Genomic DNA, 23,297 nt, shown 5'->3' on the forward strand with positions numbered 1-23,297 from the left:
ATAGTTTTATGGCAAGGCGTCGAAGCCGCAGACAGTACATGTAGTACGACAAGGCGAGACAACGACGCAAGAAAACTTTTGCTTAACTACTTTATTCAATCCGCCAATCCAAATTTGGCGTATGAAATGGACTCAATATGAAACCCTCTATCCTCAATAAATTGGCCCAATTGGCCGATCGACTGGAAGAAGTCGGCGCGCTGCTGGCCTCGGAAGAAGCCACGCGCGACATGGATCAATATCGCAAACTCAATCGCGAATACAGCGAGCTAACGCCCGTGGTTGAGCTCTGGCACGAATTTAATCGCATCAACGCCAATTTAGCCGATGCCGAAGCCATGCTATCTGACCCCGAAATGGCAGAAATGGCCGAGGAAGAAATCAAGGACGGCAAAGCGCGCCTGGAGCAACTCGATCTTGATTTGCAAAAAGCCCTGCTGCCCAAAGACCCGAACGACGAGCGAAATATTTTCCTCGAGATTCGAGCGGGTACGGGTGGCGATGAAGCGGCCTTGTTCGCCGCCGACCTATTTCGCATGTATAGCCGCTTTGCCGAACGCAATCGCTGGCAAGTCGAAGTGATGTCGGCCAATGAATCGGAGCTGGGTGGCTACAAAGAAATCATCGCGCGCATCGTCGGCCAGGGCGCGTATTCACGCTTGAAATTTGAATCGGGCGCGCACCGCGTACAGCGCGTTCCCGCCACTGAAACACAAGGCCGGATCCACACTTCGGCCTGTACCGTGGCGGTCATGGCCGAGGCTGATGAGCTAGAAGAAGTGAACATCAACCCGGCCGATTTGCGGATCGACACTTTCCGCGCCAGCGGTGCGGGTGGTCAGCATATTAATAAAACTGACTCGGCCGTGCGCGTGGTACATATTCCGACCGGCATTATTGTTGAGTGTCAGGACGACCGCAGCCAGCATAAAAACAAGGCCCGCGCTTTAGCAGTACTATCGGCGCGGATTAAAGATGCGCAAATGCAGGAAATTAATGCCAAGGAAGCGGCGGAGCGTAAATCGCTGATTGGCTCAGGCGATCGGTCCGAGCGCATCCGCACCTACAATTATCCGCAGGGCAGGATGACCGATCACCGCATTAATCTGACTTTGTATAAACTCGATTTCATTATGGATGGCGACCTGTACGAATTAACCCAAGCCTTGATGAGTGAGCGGCAGGCAGAATTGCTGGCCGAGCTGGGCGACAACTAATACCCAGCCAGGTATTGCCACACATAGCATTTAATAAAAAGCCAAGGGCTAAATACCCTTGGTTTTTTTATTGATTAGCGCGCCATATTCACGCTGAATATATTTAACCAGCGCGCTTGCACCCCACAGATCGTACTGCTCGATCGCAATATTGAGCATTTGCCGCGCATGGTGATATTGCTGCCGACCAATTAAAAAGCGCGCGTAATACAAGGCAGCCATCCCGTATTCGTTGTGTTGCTGTTGCGCTCGGGCGGACTCAATCGCTTCCAGATAAAAGCGCTGCGCCTGCTCAGGCAACTGCTGCACACTAGCCCATTGCGCTTGCAATAGAGCAGATTTACTAGCAAATAACACCGGATTCATCTGCGCCCATTGTTTGAGTTGGGCAATATCTCTTCGCATCGCCAAGCGATGCGTCCAGCGATGACGATCAATCGACATGCAGCGATTCAAAGCCGTCAGATAACGAAATAACCCCGCAATCACCGAGCCCCGCACCGAGCCCACATAGGGCTGAGCTTGCTCGATCAATTGCAGCGCCTCATCACTGGCATGGCAAAATGTCGCGGCATATACGCCGCAAAGATAGTAATTAAATAGATTCAAGCCATCATTATGCTCGTGCAATTGCGCCAGCATATTGGCGTCAAAATAGCGCCCCTGATTCAGCCACGGCGCTTGAGTGCCCTGCACTAAATTATGCAAAAACTGGCGAAACTCAGCCGACATCGGCAATAGGTGCATTTGGCGAGTATGGCGCAGATCTTCGTCGATTTTGACTGCTTCTTTCGCCAAATGCGCCAAGGGGCTGCCACTGAGTATCGAATGCCCCAAATAAAACAAATGCGCGTAGCCCGCAAACTCAAAATCACCCTGAATTTGCGCATTTTGTTGCCAACGCCAGACATTGGGCAGCAACTGCTGCATATTGTGTCGCCATGGCTGAATAAAGCCGAAATCCAGAATCGGTACTCGATGGCGCTGTCGATCACTTAATACGGTTTGCGATAAGGCCTGCGCTTCGTGGGCCAATTCAAAGGCCGCTTGATAGCGTCCTAGGCTACTCAGTATCAACGCGCCGCAAATTTTCGCCCCCGAGCTCGCAGGGCTTGGTCCATAGCGCAAAGTCAGGATAAGTTGCTTAAGCGTCACTGCAGGCAATAGGTCAGGGCGTGAAAAGAAACACGGGCCAAATAAATCAGCCAGCACTTCTTGCACACTATTGATGCGCACATCGTGGCAAGGCGGCAAGTTGGGCTTGCTTCGCAGTCGTAACAGCCACCATTTAAACAAATACAGCGCCGTCTGCCTTGCACTGGGCTGCATCGCCATGGGCTCGCCCAAATATTGCAAAGCAATTTCTGCGGCAGCAAAAGCGTTTGCATAATCATTACCCAGCAAAGCCAGCCTGAGCTGACACGCAGCCAAGAGATAGATCACTCGCCGGCTCGCTTGCGCGGGCAATCGACGTAATAGAGCCGAAATGCTCTGTTGCTGGGCAGGCTCTTGCAAGGTCTCACACCACGCTTGCACTATTTGCTCGCTGAGCGCTGCGTGCTCGAGCCAGATTGAATCCCCCAGCAACTGCAAGACCTGTTCCAAAATCTGGCCGGCATGGTAAGGGCTACCTTGCTCTATCCCCTGCTGCGCCGCCTGCAAGGCATGGTGCGCAAACTTCACGCACTCCGCCGAGCTGAACACTGACCCAGCCAATTGCGCATGATGCAAAGCGGGCAAGGTCAGATTGGGAAACTTCATCATTCGCTGCGCCAGACGAGAGTGCAGCTCAGATTCGGAGCTATGCTCGATACTTTGGTGCGCCAAGCGCTGCAAATGCGGGTGAACAAAACGCCAAATATCACCCGAAACCACTTCAATCAGGCCATGCTCTTGCGCCAATTGCAGATGTTCCTGCACAGCAACATCGAGCAGATAATCGTGCAGCAAACGCGCGTCAAATTCCATCCCGATCAAGCTGGCGCATTGCAATAATTCCAAGCCAGTCTCCGGCAGCGACAATAATTGGCTGCGAAAATACGACTCGGCTTCGGGCGTGCGTAACTGCAGCGCAATTTGCTGAATGCGCTGCGGCCACTGCGTTTCTGCGACGGGTTTTAATAAATCATGCGCCGCCAGGCTATCGAGCATAAAGCGGCTCAGTTGCAGATTACCCTGGCAGGTTTGCTGCAAGTAAGGCGCAATTCCCGCTGCTAAGCGCGGGCTGAGATGCTGCTCTTCGATTAGCCAGCTGACGGTATCGCGAACGCTGAATGGCTCCAGGCGGAAAACTTGGCAATGCGCTTGCGCCTGCCAGCGCTGAATCATCGGCGCGCGCTCATCGCGCACGCACATCAGCAACATCAAATAGGGAATCGATCGGTGCTCGATCAAATAATCCAAAATCGCCATCGCGTCTGGATCAAGCAGATCGACGTCATCAATAATCCACACCAAAGGCCGCAATTGTGACGCAGCTAAGCTGCAGAGTTCGCCCACCAAAAGCTGCACGCTCAAGGCTTGGGTCAGATCCAGTGCCGAGACTGAATCAATCAAACCCAGACGGCGCGCCATTTCCAGCAGCGCCTCCTGCCCAGTCAACCCTGGATCGATCATCTGCTTGCACAGCGGCAAAGCGAGCTGACTTAAACCAAGCAATAAACTATCGAGCGGATTGCTCCAGTTCAGCGACTCAATCCGGCTTTCAATCAGCATGCCACCCCGTTGGCGCACAAACGGCAGCAAGTCGTGCGCTTGGCGGGTTTTTCCCGAGCCTGCCTCACCCACCAGCATGGCCAGCACCCCCGCACCCGCAGCGGTTTCTGCCAAGGCAAAGCGCAGCTGATTCGTCGCAGAGCGACGCTCCAGTAACTCTGGCTCAGCGGCAGAAAGTGGGGTTGTAGGCGATACGGCCTGCTCGTTGACTGACAAAGTGGGTCATTTCCAAGTTATTTTGTCGATTGTCGCCGATTTAATCCCAACTTTCCATGCCTCAGCCGCAAAAGGCTTTGATATAATTGACGGTTTTGGCCTTAGCGCAACGGTTGATGACGGCGATGAATGTTTTTTACGAGGAAGATGGCAGCTTTAAAGTCGCCAGCATCAATGATGAGCAGGCTGCCAGCATGCAGGTGGAAGACGCGCGCGGCAAACGCAGCAAAATTAAAACGGCGAACGTACTGTTGCGTTTTGACCGCATAAGCCTAGATGACTTTTATAAAACAGCCCAAACACTGGCGGAAGAAATCGACGTCAACTTCCTATGGGAATGTTGTGGCACGGATGAATTTGGCTTTGCCGACATCGCTGCCGAATATTTTGGCGCCAACCCGAATCTAAGTCAGCAAGCCGCAGCAGCCATCGCGCTGCATGGCTCGCCGATGTATTTCTATCGCAAAGGCAAAGGCCGCTACAAAGCAGCCCCCGAAGAAAACCTCAAAGCTGCGATTGCAGGTCTGGAACGCAAAGCGCGCGAAGCCGAGCAAATAGCCGCATGGGAAGCCGATCTATTGGCGGGTATATTGCCACAAGCCTTGCAAGAAAAGCTTCACAGACTAATACATCGCCCAGATAAAAATAGCCTCGAATATAAAGCCCTTGCCCAAGCAGCCGACAGCGCGCAAATGTCGCCGCTGCGTTTGCTCGAGAAAAATGGCGCGATTCCCGATGTGGCGCAATACCATCTGGATGCCTTCCTGAGCGAGCATTTCCCTAAAGGGCGTGGTTTTCCCGCTGCCGAGCCAGTATTCGCACCTGAAGATTTGCCACTGGCCGACGTCGAAGCCTTCTCGATTGACGACGCGACCACCACCGAAATTGACGATGCGTTTAGTCTGAAAAAATTGCCGAATGGTAACTGGCAAGTTGGCATCCATATTGCCGCGCCCGTGCTGGGTATTTTGCCGGGCACGACGCTCGATCAAGTCGTGCTCGATCGCTTGTCGACCGTGTATTTTCCCGGCGACAAAATTACGATGCTGCCTGATGACGCCGTTGAGGTATTCACACTGCAAGAAGGTGCGGCACGCCCTGCGGTGTCGATGTACCTCGAAGTCTCGCTGGGCTACGATATTCTGAATCATCGTTCGGTGATCGAGCGTGTGCCAGTGGTCGCCAATTTGCGCCACCACGACATCGAGCCTTTCTTTAATGAAGAAACAGCGGGCCAAGACGGGCCGGATTACCAATGGAAATCCGAGCTGACTTTCCTGTGGCATTTGGCCGGAGCACTCGAAGGCCGTCGCGGTAAAGCTGATCAGGTTGGCCCAGTTCGACTTGATTACAGCTTTTATATTGATCGCGAAGAGGGTCAGCCCGAACGCGTTCGCATCGTGCCGCGCAAACGCGGCGCGCCGATGGATAAGCTTGTCGCCGAGCTGATGATTCTGGTTAATAGCCAATGGGGCGCAAACCTGCGTGACGCGCAAATCGCCGGCATTTACCGCTCGCAAGGCGGTGGCCGCGTGAAACTCTCAACCCAACCAACGGCCCACGCTGGCTTGGGTGTTGAATGCTATATGTGGTCCAGCTCGCCGCTGCGCCGCGCGGTGGACTTCATCAATCAGCAACAATTAGTTGCGATGCTCAAGGGTGAAAAGCCGCGCTATCAGAAGAACGACGCCGAGTTATTCACCGCGATTTCGTCATTTGACGCCGCCTATGCCGCTTATGCAGATTTTCAGGACAAAATGGAGCGCTATTGGTGCATCCGTTATCTAGAACAAGAGAATATGCGTGAGTTTACGGCGCAAGTGATCAAGGAAAATTTGGTGCGCGTCGATGGCATGCCTTTGGTCTTGCGCGTGGGCGGCTTGCCGGAACTGCCGGCGGGAACAACAGTCTCACTACAGCGACTCAAGATTGATTATCTGGAGCTAGCAGTGGAAGCTCGAATCGCCACGATTTAAGCGCCAAGGCCAGCACAAAGCTGGCCTTCCTCGCCATGTAACTTGTGGCCGTCGCAGTCATGAATATTGTGAAGGATTAATCGATGCAGCCTAACCGCCGCCTCAGTGATTTTCTACCGTTGAAGTTTGCCAACGGCCAAGAGATCAAACAGTTTTCCAAGCCCTGCGTTGCCTGCGGCAAAATGCTGCATGCGAAACACATGCATGGCGTGGCTCGCCTGATAGAAAATCATATTGCCATCGCCGCCAAAGCGCATTGCGAGTCTTGCGGCGCCGATTTTAGCGTGGCCTGCGTTATCAATTCAGATAAGCAAGTGAAACGTGTGGTGCTGCCGCGCATTTTATTTAATCTGTATCTGCGTAATTTACCCCTTCAAAATCAAGAAACCGCCCCGAGCGCCTACGTGCGAGAACAGCCTTTGCCTGAGGAACTCGATGCACGGGAAGATGCAGCCGAATATCGTCGGGCAGGGCCGGTCAAACCGAGTTTTCAGCCGCGCGATATCGTGCGCGCCGAAGAGTCTTTAGGGCGATTTCAGGAAAAACCGATTCCTGCCTGGCTGATTTTGGACGGCGCCCGTTTCGAGTTTGACCGCATCGCCCCTGATGCACGCACCAAGGATGGTGAATATTTACTCGACGGATGCCTGATTTATCGCCCTGCCTGATACATATTCAGCTTGGCTTTTTGATTCAAAGTTTTATAATCGCGCCTATCTTTTGGGTTCTAAAGAACCAAACAAACATTCTCATGCAAGAATCTAAGCCGAAGACAATGTACTGCAAGGCTTAAGTGACGCCGCGTGAGAATTTTTGTCTTATCACTGACCCCGCGCGGGAGAACACCATGCAACGTAATATGCTCAAATCTAAACTGCATCGCGTGACAGCAACGCATGCTGAATTGCACTACGAAGGCTCCTGCGCCATCGATGAAAATCTGCTGGAAGCGGCCAATATTCGCGAATACGAAGCCATTGATATTTGGAATATCAATAATGGCGCGCGTTTTTCAACTTACGCGATCAAAGGCCAGCGCGGCTCAGGCATTATCTCGGTAAATGGCTCGGCGGCACGTCATGCACAAGTGGGCGATTTGCTGATTATCGCAACGTTTGCCGACTACAACGAAGAAGAGCTCACTCATCACAAGCCTTCTTTGGTCTACGTCGACAGCAATAATCGCATTACGCACAGCAGCAATGCGATTCCGACGCAGCAAAATTAATCAAACTCGCCGCACAGCAAAACCCGCTTCTTCAAGCGGGTTTTTTTATACTGCAATCTCCCTCATGGCGGCATCTGGCAGCAGTTAACGCCATATCACCGATTACAAACAGCGAAGGTAAAGGACTAGGCTATAGTGAAATAGACCGAAACGGACCCCTACCTCGTCATGACTGCGACCACTACACTCCTCACCCCCGCTTCAGCTCTTAGGGTAATGATTGTGGATGATTCAAGCGTGCAACTTCAGCATGCGATTGCGCTATGCACACGCCTCGGCTGGAACGTAGTTGAAACGGCTTCAGATGGTCTTGATGCTTTATTAAAACTCAAAAAATCCATCAATCTGCCTGATTTAGTACTGCTTGATCTGGAAATGCCCGGCATTAACGGCGTAGCGCTTTTGCAAGAGCTCGCTCGCCTGCAACTACATATGGCTGTCGTGGTATTAAGTTCGCGCGAAGCTAGCCTGCTGGAATCTGTCGGCTATATGGCACGACAATCGGGGTTAAATTTACTGCAAGTGCTGCAAAAACCGCTCACCAGCGCCATGCTGGAGCAATTACCACTGCATTTACCTTCGGCAAGCAATCCCACCGCAGTACAGATCGAATGTAGTGAAGATGAATTTAGCACCGCCCTCGCCGCAGGTCAGGTGATATCCAGTTATACCCCGCGCACCGTGCTGGAAACTGGTTTAGTCAAACGACTATCAGCCCAGATGGTTTGGCTTCACCCCGAGCATGGCCCGCTGCATGCAGCACAATATGCCAATCAAATTGCCGATAGCCGAATCTATCTGCAAGCGTATAACCAACACCTCGATACGGTACTGAGCCAGATCCAAACCTGGGCCAGTAAAGGCTTGCCACTGTCGGTTCAGCTTGATCTGCCAGCGAAGCTCGTCGCATCGCCATTACAAGCGCGCACTTTATTGGCAAAGATTGAAAATTCTGGCTTAAGTGAATCGGCCATTTGCTTCGAAGTGAGCGCCCAAGCATTGGCCCAAGATAGTGACGCGATGCTGCCAGCCTTGAATATTTTACGAATTCAAAATATCGGCCTCGCCATCCGCGATTATTCGGTGCACTTCGATTGGGTGCGTTATATGGGACGCGTACCATTTAACGAGTTGATACTGGATCGCGAAGTCCTCGACAAAGCCATGTACGAGACGTTGAGTTTGGTGCTATTCGAGCAAATGATCGCTCTGGCGCACAAGCTGAATATGAAAGTAACCATCGATGGTTTAAGCCAACTGGCGCAATGGCAAATGCTGAAACAGATTCATTGTGATTATGCGCAAGGGCCCTTGGTCGGCACAGGCTTATCCGCGGCAGAGATTGCCCCATGGCTGCGCGAGAACATCGACCCGTTACGACAATTAGCGCATCAAGCCGAGCCCCACTCCCCGCAAATTTAGCCGCAAAATACGGTTAGCGCGCCCGTACGGCCTGTAGGCCCTGATTAAACCGCTTTAATATCTCTTCGCCATTGGGCAAGGCGCGCGGCACAATCAAATGCAGCGACAAGCTATCCATCTGCCCACCCAAGGGCACAATATCAGACTGTGCTTTTGCGCTTTTTGCAATGCTACGCAAGCCCTGCTCTTTATCGGTAATCGTAAAATCGCTGTGCCCAGCGGCAATAAGCTTAAGGCAGGCCGTCATATCGTTGGGGCGCTGAATCAGCAGGTCGCCCGATTTGACCATTGCATCAATAGCAGGCAGCAGCGCCCAGCCCAAAGGCTGACAATAACGATGCCCCTTCAAACTAGCTAAATTGCGTCCATCGAGCGCCGCACCGGCATGCCCAAATACATAAAACTTCAAATCAAATAGCGGCTCGGAATATAAAAACACTTTTTCCCGCTCGGGGGTACGCATATAGGGAAAGGTCGCAACGAATTCGCCCTTGAGCGTGGCGTGATAGCCATTACTCCAAGGACGCCACTCCAGCGCAGTCTGCTCACCAGCTTGTTGAAAAGCGGCAATCACCAACTCAGTCGCAATGCCGCCATTGGGTAGGGCTGGATCAGCAAACGGCGCATAATCAGGGCCGGTAACCAGTTTAATGGGCGCGGCCTCGAGCATTGAGCAGGCCAATAGCAGCGCGAACGGGGCAATACGGCGTAGCATATTCACTCCTTTTTCTGGAGTGTAGTCAATCACTTACAAGCTGCCACCCTAGACGCCGACGAACGACATCTGGCGTGACTGAAGGCAAGCGATGGATGCGACTTCGCGACCCTATTCAATCAACAAGCGATCGGTCTTGGCAGCTAATTCAAAATCCATCCGATGTAAGCCACGGATTTTGTGCGACCACCACGTCACGGTCAGTCGCCCCCATTCCAGCAAAAGCGCGGGGTGGTGTCCCACCTCCTCGGCCAGCGTTGCCACGCGGTTACTCATCGCCCAGGCCTCGGCAAAATTGCGAAAGGCATACACGCGCTGCAATTGCAGCACGCCATCGACCACAATCGGCGTCCAATCAGGAATCGCACGCATCAACTCGGCCAACTCGGCGTCGCTAACTTGCGGCGCACCGGCACGGCAGGCCTCACATTTTTGTTGTAAATCGGGATTTATTTCATCCATCACGCCCTCCTATTTAGCCCTTGCCAAACCGCTGAACCGCAGCCCTTACGGTGGCGGCCTGAATCGCCACGGTATCTGCGATAGGCTCAGCATAGCCACCACCCATGGTCAGCGCGACGGGCACGCCAAACCGCAAACAAGTATCTAGCACCATCTCATCGCGCTTGAGTAAGCCAGCCATCGATAAATTCAGCTTCCCCAAGCGATCGCCAATATAGGCATCAGCGCCCGCCAGATAAATCACCAAATCCGGCTGAGCCAGCGCAAACAGCTGCGGCAAAGCGCCAGCCAATTCGGTCAAGTAGCTTGCATCATCGCAAGCGTCTGCCAGCTCAATATCCCAATCGCTCTCTTGCTTATCAAATGGATAGTTATTCGCGCCATGCATTGAAAAGGTAAATAGGCTTGACTCATTGGCCAGCATCTTCGCCGTGCCATTGCCTTGGTGCACATCCAGATCAATCACCAGCGCCCGCTGAATGAGACCTGCGCTTTGCAATAGCTTCAGCGCCACCGCGCTATCGTTAAAGACGCAAAATCCACTGCCATGATCGTCAAATGCATGATGCGTGCCCCCAGCCAAGCTCACTCCGCAACCCTCAGCCAAAGCGGCGCGGCAAGCGGCGATGGTGGCGCCGGTCGATGCACGCGAACGCTCGACCAAGGCAGCCGACCAAGGCAGGCCGATGACCCGCTGCTCCGCAGCACTTAAGTCACCCACACTCATTTTGCGTACGTATTCGTCGGTGTGCGCAATAGCTAACTCGGTATCCGTCACACTAGGGGTATCGACCACATATCCTTTTGCAAATTGGATTACAACCTGATACAGCATGGGGTATTTAATTGCAGGAAAGCGATGACCCGTTGGCAAGGGCAATGGATATTGGTCTGAGCGGAAAATCTTCATTCGATGTCGATCGCAAACAATGTGCCGCCATCATACGTCAAAGCCACACTAAAGAAGTTTCGCGGTAGTACTGCGATCGCACTCATGGCTTGGATTTGCTAATTTCCACCGCCAGATCCTCAGCCTCTTCGCATTGGCCACATAAGGTCCGCAAAATATCGAGTTGCGCCTGTGCATGGCCGACATCGCCCACTTGCAAATATGCCTCACCCAGATACTCATGCGCGCCCAGATGCCGAGGATTTATCTGGAGTGCCCGCTCGTAATACGGAAAAGCCTCTGACAAACGCCCAGATTTGCGCGCCACATAGCCCGACCAATTCCAGACATCGGCCTGATCCGATGCCCTGACACGCAAGGCTTTGAGCTGCGCCTCGGCGGCTGTCCATTGCTGCGCCTTCACCAATCGCTCAACCTCGATCAGTTGCTGACTGGTTTGATTCGCACTGCTTTGTGGCGCAGGGCCGCCACCGCCAGAGGCCAGCGCCAAGCTCGAAATCAAACCGCAAATCAATACTATTTGTTTCATGCTCGGCTCCCGTCTTTGACATATTTAATCCTAGACAGACTTCCGCGGCAGGCTGGCAGATGAAGCATTGAGCCGCCAGACGTACGGTGACATCCCCCACCATAAATCCCTTGCCCAAAGCTGTCACACCAACAATAGTTAAACCACACGATCTAGGTGGGGCACATCATGCAGACACAGCACACCCACAGCACATTGCCTTGGAAATGCCTTGTCATCGTGCTGACATTGCTCAGCGTATGGCAGCCCCTAAACGCAGTAGAAAAATCACCGCTACCGCCGATCCGTGTTTTGACCTCCGAATTTCCACCGTATAACTACGATGATGGCAGTGGCGAAGTCACAGGGCTAAGCACCGATGTAGTGCAGGCCGTGCTGCAAGAATTGCACCTCAAAGCCAAGCCCGAAAATCAGCCTTGGGCGCGGATCTACCAGCTAACGCAAGATGAACCCAATATACTGATCCACTCGATTACCCGCAGCAAAGAGCGTGAGCATTTATTCAAATGGGTGGGGGTGATAGCCCCAGCCGATTGCAGCCTGTGGGCATTGGCTTCACGCACCGACATACACATCAATAGCATTGCGGACCTGAAACCCTATCGCATCGGCACCACGAATAATGATGTGGTCGAACAATACCTGCGTCGGCAGCAATTGCCCTTAATTGATAGCGTGTCGGGGCAAGGCGCTTATGAGCAGAATATTCAAAAATTAAAGGCCAAGCGTATTGACCTATGGGGCGTCTCTACGCTGCCGGGGATGTATTTTCTAATGCGTCAGGGTATGGAGGGCAAAGTGATTAAGGTATTCCCGCTCAAGGACATACCCAGTGATGGTATGTATATGGCTTTTGGCAACAAAACCGACGACACGGTCGTCGAGCAATTTCGCGCCGCACTCGAGAACATCAAGCGCAAAGGCATCTATCAGCAGCTACTTAATCAATATGGCTTTAGCGCGCCATAACTTGGCGCAGGCTGACTTTATAGATGGGCGTGCGTACCGTCGCAAAATGGCTTGGATTCGCTGTGTTTACAGCAGCAAAAATAAACCGTTTCGCTCACTTCGGCGACAAACTTAATCGGCGTCATATGGGTATAGCGATGCGAGCCATCACAAAATGGCTGCGTTTTGCTATGGCCGCAGGCGCACCAATGATAAGTTTGCCCCGCTTCAACATCGACAGCGATCGGGGCTTTCTGGGCAATCATGGGCTCGGACATGGTAGAAACCTCCTGCAAACGGGATATTTCAGCCTAGCCGCAGCAGGACAGGATAGCAATAAGATCAACTGAGCGTCAGATGCGCTGCATATGCGCAATCAATTGTTCCAGCGCTTTGCCCCAGCCTTCCTCAAACCCCATTGCCGCATGCTGCGCGCGACCCGCTGCATCGCGATGTTTCACAATCGCCGTGTAGCGTGTACCACCGGCGATCGGCTCCAGCTCGATCTGAGCCGTAAATGGGAAATCACCACAACTACTGTCTGCAAAGGATGGATTTGGGCGAAAGCCCGGCAGCAAAGCATTGGTCCACACCAGTCGACGATGGGGAAGCAACTCCAGATAGCAGCCGATGCCGGAGAACTGCTGCCCCGGCTCAGGCCCTTTCATCTCGGTATGAAACAGCCCGCCGACTCGTAAATCGATCTGGCATTCAGTGGTTTGCCACGGCGCAGGCGTAAACCAGTGCACCACATGTTCAGGCTGTGTCCATGCCGCCCAGATTGCTTCGGGCGGCAAAGGCACTTCGCGCTCAAAAACCAGATCCAGCGTGGCGTCAAATTGTGCATTATTCATCGTCATCAAAAACTCCATCCTAGGGCTAAAACTCAGTGATTGCAGCCGCTGGCAAGGCATGCAACGGAGCGATATTTATATTGCATATACATGATAGAAAAATAAAGCACTTGGCGACATCCCCTACTAACCACCAACCTGCCAATTTGCTATGGTGGCAAACTCTTGACCTTACAAGCTGACAGTTGCCATTATGAAAACGCTCAAGGCCAAAATCAGACTGGTACTGATTCTGCTCACCTCGCTGGCGGTGCTTACTTTCTGTATCTTCAGCTACTTCGAAACCCGCACCGTCGCGATGAAGGCCATCGACGATCAGTTGATTGCCGCCGCCAATGGCTATCGATTTATGATGCCTGACGAGCTACACACTCAGCTTACGCCACGCGAGAGTGCGGATCTCAAACAGATGCGCGCACTGAGCGTGAAACTCACCCGCTTTGCCGAATCACTCGGCTTACCTTACGTGTACAGCTTTGTCCTCAAAGACAACAAGCCCTACTATGTCGTCTCTTCGCTCTCGCCCGACGAAGAAAAAGACCCCAATCTTGAGCAATACCTCAAGCTCTACGAAACGCCCAACGCCGAATTGCTCACCGCCTTGCGTGAAAACAAGCTCACCTGGGCTGAATACACCAGCAGCTACGGCAGTTTCCGTTCGATTTACTTGCCTTTCCGCACCGCCAACGGCACAACGATTGTCGCAGTGGCCGATGCAGATTTGGGCGTAGTGCAAAATACGCTGCGCACCTTGCTACTCAAAGAAGTCGGCGCGGGTCTGGTCTTGATTTTGATAGCCGCCATCGTTTCATTTTGGCTGAGCAATCTAGTGGCCCGCCCACTGGAAAACCTGCTCGCCGCGATGCGCCAGCTCAATAGCGGTGAAGCCGACCTTACCACGCGCCTCGACGCCAGCCGCCAAGATGAAACCGGCCAGATCGCAGGCGCGTTCAACCAGTTTATTGGCGAGCTACATAAACTCATCAGCACCGTGGAAACCGAAACCACACGCCTGAATCAAGGCGTACAAAACATTGAACGCGTGGTCGAGCAATTGGCCAAAGAATCGCGCTCGCAAGCTGATCTGGTCTCCGAAACCGCCGCCACAATCGAAGAAGTCACCGTCAGCATCTCGCACATTGCCGATAGCACCAGCCAAGTCGAACGCGCCGTCAGCCAAGCCGACGCCGGCGCACGCAGCAGCGCGCAATCGATGGGCCAGATGAAACAGCAAGCCGCCACCATGGGCAGCACGCTGCACGCGCTGGCCGACTCGATCAGCCAGCTCGACACCGAATCCAAACAAATTAATAACATCACCAATGTGATTAAAGATATCGCCAACCAGACCAATCTGCTGGCGCTCAACGCCGCGATCGAAGCCGCCCGCGCGGGCGAGCAAGGCCGTGGCTTTGCCGTTGTCGCCGACGAAGTACGTAGTCTGGCCGAGCGCACCGCGCGTGCCACGATCGAAATCGAAACGCTATTGGGCAATATCTGCGAAGAAACCGCCCGCGCCGTCGAGCGCACCACCGCCACGGCCAGCGGCGCTGAAATCAGCCGCCAGACCGTCGACGACGTCAACACCCGCATCGCCACCATGCAAAACGAAATGCAAGGCGTGCTCATGCAAATCAACGAAATCTCCGCCGCCACCCGCGAGCAATCGCTCGCCACCGAGCAAATCGCGCAAGTCTCCGAGCGCATCAGCCAACAAGTCAGCACCACCGACCAAGCGCTGCAGCAAACGCGGCAGACCTTGAATGGCCTCAATCAAATGGCAGGCGCATTACATAGTGTCGTGAAGCGCTTCCGTTTGTAATTACGGGCTTGAAACTTGAAGTTAAAAAACCGCCTTTGGGGGCGGTTTTTTATTGCCGATATTTGCAGCGTAGAACAGTTAAATAGAAAGATTAGCCTGCTAGCGCAGGCGGTGAATCGGCCATTCGCCGGGCAATTCGTTCTAATGAGCGCTGTAGGGTGTAATAAGCGAAGCGCATTACACCATGAAAACACCTCAATCCTGATAATCGGGCAACTCATCCGAACCCGCCCAATTCAAAGGGTAATCGCCTTGTAGCACCCAGCGATGAAATGTCGAATAGGGCCAGTCCTTCACCTGCGTCACCAAACCATGCTTCAGTGGATTGATATGAACATAATTGCAATGCGCAGCAAAATCCCATTCATCCCGAATCAAATGCTCCCAGTAGCGACGCTGCCAAATCCCCCGCTCCCCACGCTTTAAGCGAATGGCCGATCGAACCTCGTTTTTGGGAATTCGTTTTGAAAAGTCAGATTTGATCAAATGCCAGCGACGGGCAAAATCAGCATCTGCTGCGGGCAACTCAATCACACAATGCAGATGATCAGGTAAAACCACCCACGCATGAATCAGAAACGGATGCCGCCTTTGAACATGCAGCACCACCTCGCGCAGCGCATCAACATGCCGCACCAGTAAATCATTACCGGATCGTTGCAATAGATTGACCGTAAAGAAATACGTGCCGCCAGGGCACCAGATGCGATGATAATTAGCCATACACCCATTGTAGGGTGCAAAAGCGATGCGCATTGCACCTTTAGACGCGCATCTTCGTGCCAAACAAACCGGTGTAATGCGCTTCGCTTATTACACCCTACGGCCGCAATTAATTGATTCACGATTGCCTAGCCTGCTGGCGCAGGCGGTAAACCGGCGGCTTCGACCGCCTAACGAGCAAAGCAGGTTTTTATGCGGCTACGCCGCGAGATTTTGGTGCGCGTTCCGCCGCGCAGACAGGTTGGGGGCTTTGCTTCTCCAAAGCCCCCAACACCCCAAAGGAGCCCCCCGCCTGCGGCCCTCCGGGCTTCCCTCAGTCGGTCGCGAGCCAAACGATAAAACAGTTTGTCTCACTCCACTCCCTCGGCGATGGGCGACAGGGGATTAAAAACCCCAGCCCATAGAGCTCATACAAAATTACCATGGGTATATCGATAAAAACCAATAGGCTAAATACCTTTAGAGCAACACCACAGCAGGTATATTCCACAATCGTCGGTCTGCGCAGTTTTCCCTGTCATCAAGCCGAGCGAGGAACAAGCGGCAAGGGAATTCGGCGGGCTCTGTTTTGTTAAAGCCCGCCGCCTTGCCGATTGTCCGCAGCGAGGGCATTTTGCGTAGCAAAACTTGATGAGGGGTCGCCTTTCTTTGCTGACTTTCTTTGGCGAAGCAAAGAAAGTCAGTGCCGCGGCGCACAGCCGCCAATGCCCGTTGATTGAATATTGCAGGCAAAATAGTGATTTCCTGATTTATCGTATCAAAGTCCGAATGATCCCCATGGTATCCCCCAGCTTTGCTGGGGGTCATTTAACTACTTTTTTCGAATGAGCCTTTATTGTCATGCAAATTTCATTACGGCAGAAGTGAGATGCCTTTCAGGAAATCAACATATTCGCCGAACTATCCAACCTGCTTTTCACCTTTTCCCAATTCGGCATCACCTGCCCAATTAGTCGGTAAAACCGCTCGCTGTGGTTGTGTTCAGCTAGGTGGCATAGCTCGTGCAAGATCACATAATCGATACAATCTCTTGGTGCTTTGACTAAGTGAGGGTTGAGCGTCAGACGTCCTGCTGGTGAACAGCTTCCCCATTGGGTTTGCATGGTTAGAACCCGTAGTGGTGGCTTTTCACTAACCCATAGGGCTTGCTCCAGCATTGCTTCTAATCGACGGACAAAGACTTCTTTCGCTCGCGCTTTGTACCAGTCGGCAAGCAGTGCGCTGATTTTCTCTGCTGACTTTTCCCGTACCGTTACTTCGATCTTTCCTCGTAATAGTTTTACGGATGGCTTCTCAGTGAGGTTTTCGATGACTTTCAGGACGTACTGTTTGCCAAGGTAGTAGTGGCTTTCGCCGCTGATGTATTGCCGTGGGCGTACGTGTTCTAGGCGGGATCGGAACTCGCGTAGTTGCTGATAAATCCAGCGCGCACGCTGTTTGGCAGCAGCAATCACTTGCTCATCACTGGCCGTTTCAGGTGCGCTGATTTGCACACGGCAATCTGGCAATACTTTGATCAGGATTTTGCCATTGCCTTCTGTGCGCGGTAGCCGCTCAAAACTAATCTGCTCGTCGGAATAGTTGAACGACAGCGTAGTTTTGCTCGGCTTTTGCTTCGGTTTGATTGCGACGTTCAACTTACACCCCAGCCGCATTCAAACCAACGCGGGTAATTTGCACCACCCATTCCACCATTGCCTTGGCCTGATCCATGCCTGCACCAATGGCTTTGCACTCTTTGAATAAGAGCGGTAGCAATTGCTTGCGGATGTTGGCTTCGATGTTTTGCGGATTGATAGAATGCTCGCCCACAACTTGCTCAACCAGCTGGTCGATATCAAAAGCCAGTGCCACCCATTTATCGAGTACCTGTGGATCGCTGATAGCGAATACCTCGGGCAGCGATTTTTTAAAGATGCCGAAATAAGCCTGCGCATGGCGATTGCCTTTGAAAGCATCTGGCAATTCATCCAGCTGGCGACTTTGCACTTTTTCTTCAAATTCGTGGAACAGCAGGTATTGTTTGAGCGGGTGATCGAATAGCTTTTCAGCCTCGGCAATCGCATCGCGCAGCAGCTTGGAAAAGGCCTCCTGCGCGTAGGGATCATCACGCAATTCCTGCTCAATCATCTTGGCCACACGGGTTTTGATGATGTCGGTTTCATTGCGGGTTTTTTCTTCTGACCAGTCTTCCGGCTTGGGCTTGCTGCCCATTTTGCCAACTTCATAGGTGCCACCCGGCTCACGCACTTCAACGCCGACAACGTGCTTATCAAGCAGTTTTTTCACCTGCGCGGCATAGTCGTCGTAGTTGATGGTTTCGCCCGAATCCTGCTTTACCAATTGGCGCAAGCTAGAGAACTGCTTCACCGTTTCTTTGTAATGCTGGCGGTCGGCATCGCTAAAGCTGGTGTCCTCGAAGAAGGTGGCCGATTGAAGCGCCACTTTCAGGCAGCTAGAAAACTCGCTCAAGGCCTCGTAAAAGTCATCGCGCACTTTCTGGTTTACATCGACCAGCTCGCCGTTGCGCTCTTCGGTTTTCGGGATCAACACCTGGCGCAGTTGTTCGATGTCGTTCTTGTTTTTAACGCCATCAAAAATTGCCCACAACTGTTTGTATAAGCGCGGCAGGCGTTTGTATTCGGTGCTCATCGGGTTGTAGAGGCCCGCAATATCGTTGATGTCGTAGCCACCTTGAGTGCGCGAGGCTAGGTCCTGATACTTGGCAATGGTGGTATCTAGCTCCGCCAGAATGCCGCGATAGTCGATCAGCAGGCCGAACTTTTTCAGCGGGTGCAGTCGGTTCACGCGGGCAATGGCCTGAATCAGGTTGTGCTCTTTCAGCGGCTTATCGATATACAGGACGGTGTTTTTTGGTTCATCAAAGCCGGTAAGCAGCTTATCCACCACAATCAACAGCTTCAGCGATTCATCTTTATCGAAACGCTCGATCACTTGTTTGGTGTAGGCCTGCTCGTCTTGTGAGCCAACATTGTCTTTCCACCATTGTGTCACTTCGGGGATGGAGGCCTCATCCACTTCCGAATTACCCTCGCGGGTATCCGGTGCGCTGATCACCACGGCGGATTCAAATAGCCCAACCTCATCGAGGTATTTCTTGTATTTGATGGCCGATGCTTTGCTATCGCAAGCCAACTGGCCTTTCAGGCCTGCGGTGATGTTTTTATCAAAATGCTCGGCAATATCGCGGGCAATCAGCTGGATACGATCTTCAGCGCGATACAGCTCGCCACGCTTGCCGTATTTGCGCTTCAGGTCGGCTTTCTGCTCGTCGGTCAGGCTGGTGGTAATGCGCGTGAAGCCTGCATCAATCGCTCGGTCATTGATATCCAGATCGGGGATGCGCTCTTCGTACAGCAGCGGGGTAACTGCTTCATCTTCCACCGCCCGCTGCATGGTGTAGGCATGCACAATCGGGCCGAATTTGCTGGTGGTTTTGTCGTCTTTCAGCAGCGGCGTGCCGGTAAAGGCCACGAAGGCGGCATTGGGCATAGCCTGCTTCATGCGGATATTGCTCTCGCCACCCTGACTACGGTGGCCTTCATCAATCAGCACGATGATGTCGGGGCTGGTGTTCACGCATTCTGGCAGCTTGGTCGCGGTATTGAATTTGTGAATCAGTGAGAAAATAATCCGCTCGGTGCCGGTGCTAATCTGCTCCGCCAAGCGCTTGCCCGAGGTGGCCAGCGCGGCCTCTTTGTCTTTTTTGCCTGCTAATTCGCCACCAGAAGCAAAGGTTTTGGAGAGCTGGCTTTCCAAGTCAACGCGGTCAGTCACCACTACTATGCGACATTGCTTCAACGAAGCATGCAAGATCAGCGCCTTGCTCAGAAACACCATCGTGAACGATTTACCCGAGCCGGTGGTATGCCAGATCACGCCGCCTTCGCGGCCACCATCGGCACGGCGGGTATTGATACGGGCGATCAGCCGCTTAATGCCAAACACCTGCTGATAGCGGGCGACGATCTTGCCGACCTTTTTATCGTACAGAGTGAAATACCGCACAATCTCCATCAGGCGGGCAGGCTTGAGCAAGCTAATCAGCAATTTATCCTGCCCAGTCACCGCCAGCTCACCACCGGCGAGCAGAGATTGAAACCAAGCCAAATCCTTGGTTGGGCGATGATTAAATAGCGTATCTGTCTGTAGCTGGCTCAGCGTCTTATTCTTGATCGCATACATCTCAGCATCAGAGATATCCTCTTCGCGCCAGGCAGCGAAAAACTTCTCCGGCGTGCCGCAAGTACCATAGCGGCCATCAGTGCCGTTGATAGATAAAATCAGCTGCGCATAGGCAAACAGGCGCGGGATTTCATCGTGGCGCTGATTACGTAGCGATTGCGAAATGCCCTCGGCAATGGTCGGGCCTTTTTTGGCATTACCATCGGGGCGCTTGGCCTCGATCACTACCAGCGGAATGCCATTCACAAAGCACACGATATCAGGGCGACGGCTATCAATGCCGCCCGTGCGCGTTACGCTGTATTCCTCGGTAAACAGGAAGCTGTTGTTCTCTGGCGTTTCCCAGTCGATCAGCGCAATAGTCGGGTTGGCTTTCTTGCCATCCACAAACTCGGTCACCGAAATGCCATACAGCATGTGGTTGTAGAGTTTTTCATTCGCTAGTGCCAGACCTTCATTCAGCGCCGGGCTACACACCTCGGCAATCAGCTTATCCACCGCTTTATCCGACAAAGCCTGCTCACGCCCCTCAAAGCGAAAACGCCGAGTTTGCAAAACCTGCCGCAGCTCATCGCGCAACACCACCTCATCCTGCTTGCCACCGCGTTTGGCCAAGGCCAGCTCGGGTGGCAGGAAAGTCCAGCCGAGGTTGGTCAGCAGCGTCAGCGCGGGGATTTTGGCGCTGTATTCTTCTTGGAATTTGGGCGTGAACGCTTGATTCATCATTGATCCTTGTTGCGCGGCGAGGCATTCCATGCCAAAAGTGCCGCGATGTCTTGTTCACCCTCTGCCTCTTTCAGCCTGCGTTGCTGTTCTGCAAATTGTGCGTATTCGGCCAAGGCCTTTTCATCGGCTTGCTGCTTGCTAATTTTGCCCGCACCTTGCAATACATCGCGGTCGTTAAATTGTAAAAACTGATCCAGCTTGTCCTGCCAATCGCGTAGAAACACCTGCTGGCGTCGCTTGGCCTGGTCTTCGGCAAAATCCAGCCACATTGAAACTACGCGGTTCAGCTCGTCGATTTCCTGCTGATTCAGATAGTTTTTGGCAACAGTCACATCACCTTTGCGGACTTCTTCACCCTTAAAGCTGGTCAGCCCCATGTGTGGCAAGCGGGCATCTACGCGATGGTGAATCAGCTCGGCTGCAGTCTGGCCCGTGCAGGCAAAATGCAGCTTATTCTGGATGATCTGGAAAAACTGCGTGGTTTCTTTCAGGGATGGCTGGTAATCGGCAGCTAGCGCAAAAATCTCGCGCACCCGCAGGTACATCCGCCGCTCGCTGGCGCGAATGTCGCGGATGCGTTCCAGCATCTCGCCAAAATAATCAGGTACGACGGACGGGCCAACGGGCGGGTTTTTCAGCCGCTCGTCATCCATCACAAAGCCCTTGATCAGATATTCCTGCAGCGTCTGCGTCGCCCATTGGCGGAATTGTGTGCCACGGCTTGAGCGAACGCGGTAGCCAACAGCCAGCACCAACGGCAAGCTGAAGTATTGCACCTGATAGTTTTTGCCATCTGCGGCAGTTGTTCGGTAAAACCGAACAACTGAATCTTCGCTTAGCTCACCCTCTTCAAATACATTCTTGATATGCCCGCTGATGGTGGCCTTGGCCTTGCCGTATAGATCGCAAATCATCGCTTGCGAGAGCCACAACGTCTCGTTTTCGAAGCGGCACTCGATACGTACCTTGCCGTCTGGGCTGGTAAACATTACGAATTCACCTGCTGGGATCGGCATACTCTCGGCACTCGAAGTACTCATTGTTGACCCTCTGGATTTAATTCAGCAAGTACGCGATCCATCCATAGCTGACCATCCACTTGGCGACTTTGTGGATCAACAGGAATAACAGTTAGTAATTGGCTGGCCGCATGTGAAATGCGCAATTTATTGCGTAATCTTCGTTTTTGGTCTTCAGCACTACCTTCGCTAGCCACAGAAATCACAAACAATCTGCGCCCATTTACTTCCAAAAGCTCTCTAAAAAGCCCGTTGATATGGCTGTCATCCTTATGGAATCCGAAACCAATTGCCACAATGGCGTCCGAATCAGCAAACGTATCAAACAGTTTTACGTATCGCCGCGACATCGCGACCGACGTGAGAGGCTTGAGGCCGCTTTGCGTCAAAATGAAAGGTACATGAATCTGGCTAGTATCTACATCTTCAGGGCGATCAACAGTAACAACCGTATTTTTATAAGGGTTGTAGTAATCGTTAACGCTGCCATTCAAATGAATCACTTCTGGCAATGCAACGCCAAGACCAGCAAAAACTTGAGCAAGTATGCTGTTGTAGTTTGCAGTGCCAACTGCAGAAATTTCTACGCCATCCGCAAGTGCGGCTAGATCATGGTAATAACCGTGATCAGGTAGGTTTGCAGCATCTGGGGCTTGTGAATTGATGTAGTGTCGGGCAATTTTTAGGAAAATCACCATCCGGGTAAACTTAGCCCACTCGGTTGATGGTGAAAACAAATACCGGAAATGACTATCGATGAGCTGCTGATAGTCCAATACCGTAGTGAATATATTTTCTAGAACTTGCTGTGCAATTGCACAAAACAGTTGGTTTGCATCCGCATTTTCGCTAAGGTCAAATCGTCGATTTTCTTCTAGCAGCAACTCAAGAGCAGTAGAGCCAACTCGGTTAAACTCCAAACGGAACATGCCTGTTACATCATCGAAGATCGGCAAGTCATCTGGCGCAGCTTCGAATAGCTCCTGATTCAAGCGTTGAACCAAATCTTGACCATGAGCGCCAACCAATAATTGTAAAAAAGCGGTCACGTAACGTTTTAGATCATCGCAATTTGCTGCAAGCTTGATAATGTCCAGCATGGCCGAATAATGTTCAGACCCAAAAAGTTGAACATCGCGAGCCAGCATTTCATTAAGTCGAATGGCATGCTGATAACGCCTCTCGCCGATCTCCACTCCGGTCAGTGCATGAAATACCTCACCGAGTCGAACTCGATCTATTCCAAGATCGCGAATTGCTTTATCGCACTCCTGGTCAAAATTATTGAGCCTTCTAATGATTTCATCCCGCTTGTATTCAATTGAGGACTCAATAATGCTGGTAAATTCATTACGGCCGAATGCATAAATGCTGTTATCAACGTAGCGAGGAGGAAGCCAAAAGGTTGCGTAAGGGGTCGTTGAATCAATAGCCCGTAGCTGGGCCCTTAGCTCCAACTTGTATCGACTTGGATCTTGCCTAAAGAGATCAATTGCAAACTTACCACCACTTGGCAATCCATAACCAATTTCTGCACCCGCTCCAAAGAAAAATCCAAGTTTCATATCACCCCTTTGCCTCTCAGTAACTAACCAATCAATGTCGAACT

19 protein-coding genes are annotated in these 23,297 nt (G+C 52.3%); 7 read left to right on the plus strand and 12 right to left on the minus strand.

The window, feature by feature from the left end; genetic code table 11:
* The first annotated feature begins 137 nt into the window (after nt 1–137).
* The gene (gene prfA / locus HQ393_RS11200) at nt 138–1,217 is read left to right on the plus strand and encodes a peptide chain release factor 1 (protein WP_179355257.1); all 1,080 of its coding nucleotides are present in this window, start codon (nt 138–140) and stop codon (nt 1,215–1,217) included.
* 48 nt (nt 1,218–1,265) lie between these two features.
* Here prfA and HQ393_RS11205 read toward each other — a convergent pair whose 3' ends face one another.
* Nucleotides 1,266–4,148: an AAA family ATPase gene (locus HQ393_RS11205; RefSeq protein WP_179355258.1), complete on the minus strand. Its 2,883-nt coding sequence runs from the start codon at nt 4,146–4,148 to the stop codon at nt 1,266–1,268.
* Between the two features lie 125 nt (nt 4,149–4,273).
* On the opposite strand from HQ393_RS11205, the gene HQ393_RS11210 reads away from it, so the two are divergent.
* The 4 genes from HQ393_RS11210 to HQ393_RS11225 all read left to right on the plus strand — a co-directional run bounded on the left by HQ393_RS11210 (nt 4,274) and on the right by HQ393_RS11225 (nt 8,774).
* Complete coding sequence (locus HQ393_RS11210) at nt 4,274–6,124, plus strand: ribonuclease catalytic domain-containing protein (protein WP_179355259.1); 1,851 nt, start codon at nt 4,274–4,276, stop codon at nt 6,122–6,124.
* Nucleotides 6,125–6,207: 83 nt separating this feature from the next.
* On the plus strand, nt 6,208–6,792 hold the full coding sequence (locus tag HQ393_RS11215) for a hypothetical protein (RefSeq protein WP_179355260.1): 585 nt from the start codon (nt 6,208–6,210) through the stop codon (nt 6,790–6,792).
* A gap of 179 nt (nt 6,793–6,971) precedes the next feature.
* Complete coding sequence (panD, locus tag HQ393_RS11220) at nt 6,972–7,352, plus strand: aspartate 1-decarboxylase (RefSeq protein WP_179355261.1); 381 nt, start codon at nt 6,972–6,974, stop codon at nt 7,350–7,352.
* Nucleotides 7,353–7,568: 216 nt separating this feature from the next.
* Entirely contained in the window at nt 7,569–8,774 is a 1,206-nt protein-coding gene (locus tag HQ393_RS11225) for an EAL domain-containing response regulator (protein ID WP_281361496.1), read from the plus strand.
* 13 nt (nt 8,775–8,787) lie between these two features.
* On the opposite strand, the gene HQ393_RS11230 is transcribed toward HQ393_RS11225, so the two are convergent.
* The 4 genes from HQ393_RS11230 to HQ393_RS11245 all read right to left on the minus strand — a co-directional run bounded on the left by HQ393_RS11230 (nt 8,788) and on the right by HQ393_RS11245 (nt 11,390).
* On the minus strand, nt 8,788–9,489 hold the full coding sequence (locus tag HQ393_RS11230) for a substrate-binding periplasmic protein (RefSeq protein WP_179355263.1): 702 nt from the start codon (nt 9,487–9,489) through the stop codon (nt 8,788–8,790).
* 111 nt (nt 9,490–9,600) lie between these two features.
* On the minus strand, nt 9,601–9,951 hold the full coding sequence (locus tag HQ393_RS11235; RefSeq protein WP_179355264.1) for a 4a-hydroxytetrahydrobiopterin dehydratase: 351 nt from the start codon (nt 9,949–9,951) through the stop codon (nt 9,601–9,603).
* A gap of 13 nt (nt 9,952–9,964) precedes the next feature.
* Nucleotides 9,965–10,861 (minus strand): histone deacetylase family protein, encoded by an 897-nt coding sequence (locus tag HQ393_RS11240; protein WP_179355265.1) that lies wholly within the window; start codon nt 10,859–10,861, stop codon nt 9,965–9,967.
* A gap of 82 nt (nt 10,862–10,943) precedes the next feature.
* Nucleotides 10,944–11,390: a tetratricopeptide repeat protein gene (locus HQ393_RS11245; RefSeq protein ID WP_179355266.1), complete on the minus strand. Its 447-nt coding sequence runs from the start codon at nt 11,388–11,390 to the stop codon at nt 10,944–10,946.
* A 168-nt stretch (nt 11,391–11,558) separates the two neighbouring features.
* Between HQ393_RS11245 and HQ393_RS11250 the strand changes: the two genes are divergently transcribed.
* On the plus strand, nt 11,559–12,359 hold the full coding sequence (locus tag HQ393_RS11250; RefSeq protein ID WP_179355267.1) for a substrate-binding periplasmic protein: 801 nt from the start codon (nt 11,559–11,561) through the stop codon (nt 12,357–12,359).
* Between the two features lie 17 nt (nt 12,360–12,376).
* On the opposite strand, the gene HQ393_RS11255 is transcribed toward HQ393_RS11250, so the two are convergent.
* Together HQ393_RS11255 and HQ393_RS11260 are read right to left on the minus strand one after the other, a co-directional pair.
* Complete coding sequence (locus HQ393_RS11255; protein ID WP_179355268.1) at nt 12,377–12,616, minus strand: CDGSH iron-sulfur domain-containing protein; 240 nt, start codon at nt 12,614–12,616, stop codon at nt 12,377–12,379.
* Nucleotides 12,617–12,691: 75 nt separating this feature from the next.
* Complete coding sequence (locus HQ393_RS11260) at nt 12,692–13,198, minus strand: SRPBCC family protein (protein WP_218871128.1); 507 nt, start codon at nt 13,196–13,198, stop codon at nt 12,692–12,694.
* A 187-nt stretch (nt 13,199–13,385) separates the two neighbouring features.
* Here HQ393_RS11260 and HQ393_RS11265 point away from each other — a divergent pair, with 187 nt between their 5' ends.
* Nucleotides 13,386–15,014 (plus strand): methyl-accepting chemotaxis protein, encoded by a 1,629-nt coding sequence (locus tag HQ393_RS11265; protein ID WP_179355269.1) that lies wholly within the window; start codon nt 13,386–13,388, stop codon nt 15,012–15,014.
* Nucleotides 15,015–15,209: 195 nt separating this feature from the next.
* Here the strand turns inward: HQ393_RS11265 and HQ393_RS11270 are convergent, their stop codons facing one another.
* From HQ393_RS11270 to HQ393_RS11290, 5 genes are all read right to left on the minus strand, one after another.
* Nucleotides 15,210–15,737: an REP-associated tyrosine transposase gene (locus HQ393_RS11270; protein WP_179355270.1), complete on the minus strand. Its 528-nt coding sequence runs from the start codon at nt 15,735–15,737 to the stop codon at nt 15,210–15,212.
* Nucleotides 15,738–16,612: 875 nt separating this feature from the next.
* A complete protein-coding gene (locus HQ393_RS11275) occupies nt 16,613–17,374 on the minus strand; it encodes a M48 family metallopeptidase (RefSeq protein ID WP_218871130.1) in 762 nt (253 codons plus the stop codon).
* A 1-nt stretch (nt 17,375) separates the two neighbouring features.
* Nucleotides 17,376–20,669 (minus strand): type I restriction endonuclease subunit R, encoded by a 3,294-nt coding sequence (locus HQ393_RS11280; RefSeq protein ID WP_218871132.1) that lies wholly within the window; start codon nt 20,667–20,669, stop codon nt 17,376–17,378.
* Entirely contained in the window at nt 20,666–21,709 is a 1,044-nt protein-coding gene (locus tag HQ393_RS11285) for a virulence RhuM family protein (protein WP_438833109.1), read from the minus strand. Before HQ393_RS11285 ends, HQ393_RS11280 begins: the two co-directional genes overlap by 4 nt.
* Nucleotides 21,706–23,253: a hypothetical protein gene (locus HQ393_RS11290; RefSeq protein ID WP_179355272.1), complete on the minus strand. Its 1,548-nt coding sequence runs from the start codon at nt 23,251–23,253 to the stop codon at nt 21,706–21,708. The genes HQ393_RS11285 and HQ393_RS11290 overlap by 4 nt, the downstream gene beginning before the upstream one ends.
* Nucleotides 23,254–23,297 lie beyond the last annotated feature (44 nt).

The sequence above is a fragment of the Chitinibacter bivalviorum genome (assembly GCF_013403565.1).
Lineage (GTDB): Bacteria > Pseudomonadota > Gammaproteobacteria > Burkholderiales > Chitinibacteraceae > Chitinibacter > Chitinibacter bivalviorum.

Coding starts and splice junctions, on each gene's coding strand:
- HQ393_RS11240 (WP_179355265.1), bottom strand. CDS start 10,861: ATGAAGATTTTCCGCTCAGACCAATATCCATTGCCCTTGCCAACGGGT.
- HQ393_RS11235 (WP_179355264.1), bottom strand. CDS start 9,951: ATGGATGAAATAAATCCCGATTTACAACAAAAATGTGAGGCCTGCCGT.
- HQ393_RS11270 (WP_179355270.1), bottom strand. CDS start 15,737: ATGGCTAATTATCATCGCATCTGGTGCCCTGGCGGCACGTATTTCTTT.
- HQ393_RS11225 (WP_281361496.1), top strand. CDS start 7,569: ATGATTGTGGATGATTCAAGCGTGCAACTTCAGCATGCGATTGCGCTA.
- panD (WP_179355261.1), top strand. CDS start 6,972: ATGCAACGTAATATGCTCAAATCTAAACTGCATCGCGTGACAGCAACG.
- HQ393_RS11285 (WP_438833109.1), bottom strand. CDS start 21,709: ATGAGTACTTCGAGTGCCGAGAGTATGCCGATCCCAGCAGGTGAATTC.
- HQ393_RS11210 (WP_179355259.1), top strand. CDS start 4,274: ATGAATGTTTTTTACGAGGAAGATGGCAGCTTTAAAGTCGCCAGCATC.
- HQ393_RS11230 (WP_179355263.1), bottom strand. CDS start 9,489: ATGCTACGCCGTATTGCCCCGTTCGCGCTGCTATTGGCCTGCTCAATG.
- HQ393_RS11215 (WP_179355260.1), top strand. CDS start 6,208: ATGCAGCCTAACCGCCGCCTCAGTGATTTTCTACCGTTGAAGTTTGCC.
- HQ393_RS11255 (WP_179355268.1), bottom strand. CDS start 12,616: ATGTCCGAGCCCATGATTGCCCAGAAAGCCCCGATCGCTGTCGATGTT.
- prfA (WP_179355257.1), top strand. CDS start 138: ATGAAACCCTCTATCCTCAATAAATTGGCCCAATTGGCCGATCGACTG.
- HQ393_RS11280 (WP_218871132.1), bottom strand. CDS start 20,669: ATGATGAATCAAGCGTTCACGCCCAAATTCCAAGAAGAATACAGCGCC.
- HQ393_RS11260 (WP_218871128.1), bottom strand. CDS start 13,198: ATGACGATGAATAATGCACAATTTGACGCCACGCTGGATCTGGTTTTT.
- HQ393_RS11250 (WP_179355267.1), top strand. CDS start 11,559: ATGCAGACACAGCACACCCACAGCACATTGCCTTGGAAATGCCTTGTC.
- HQ393_RS11265 (WP_179355269.1), top strand. CDS start 13,386: ATGAAAACGCTCAAGGCCAAAATCAGACTGGTACTGATTCTGCTCACC.
- HQ393_RS11245 (WP_179355266.1), bottom strand. CDS start 11,390: ATGAAACAAATAGTATTGATTTGCGGTTTGATTTCGAGCTTGGCGCTG.
- HQ393_RS11290 (WP_179355272.1), bottom strand. CDS start 23,253: ATGAAACTTGGATTTTTCTTTGGAGCGGGTGCAGAAATTGGTTATGGA.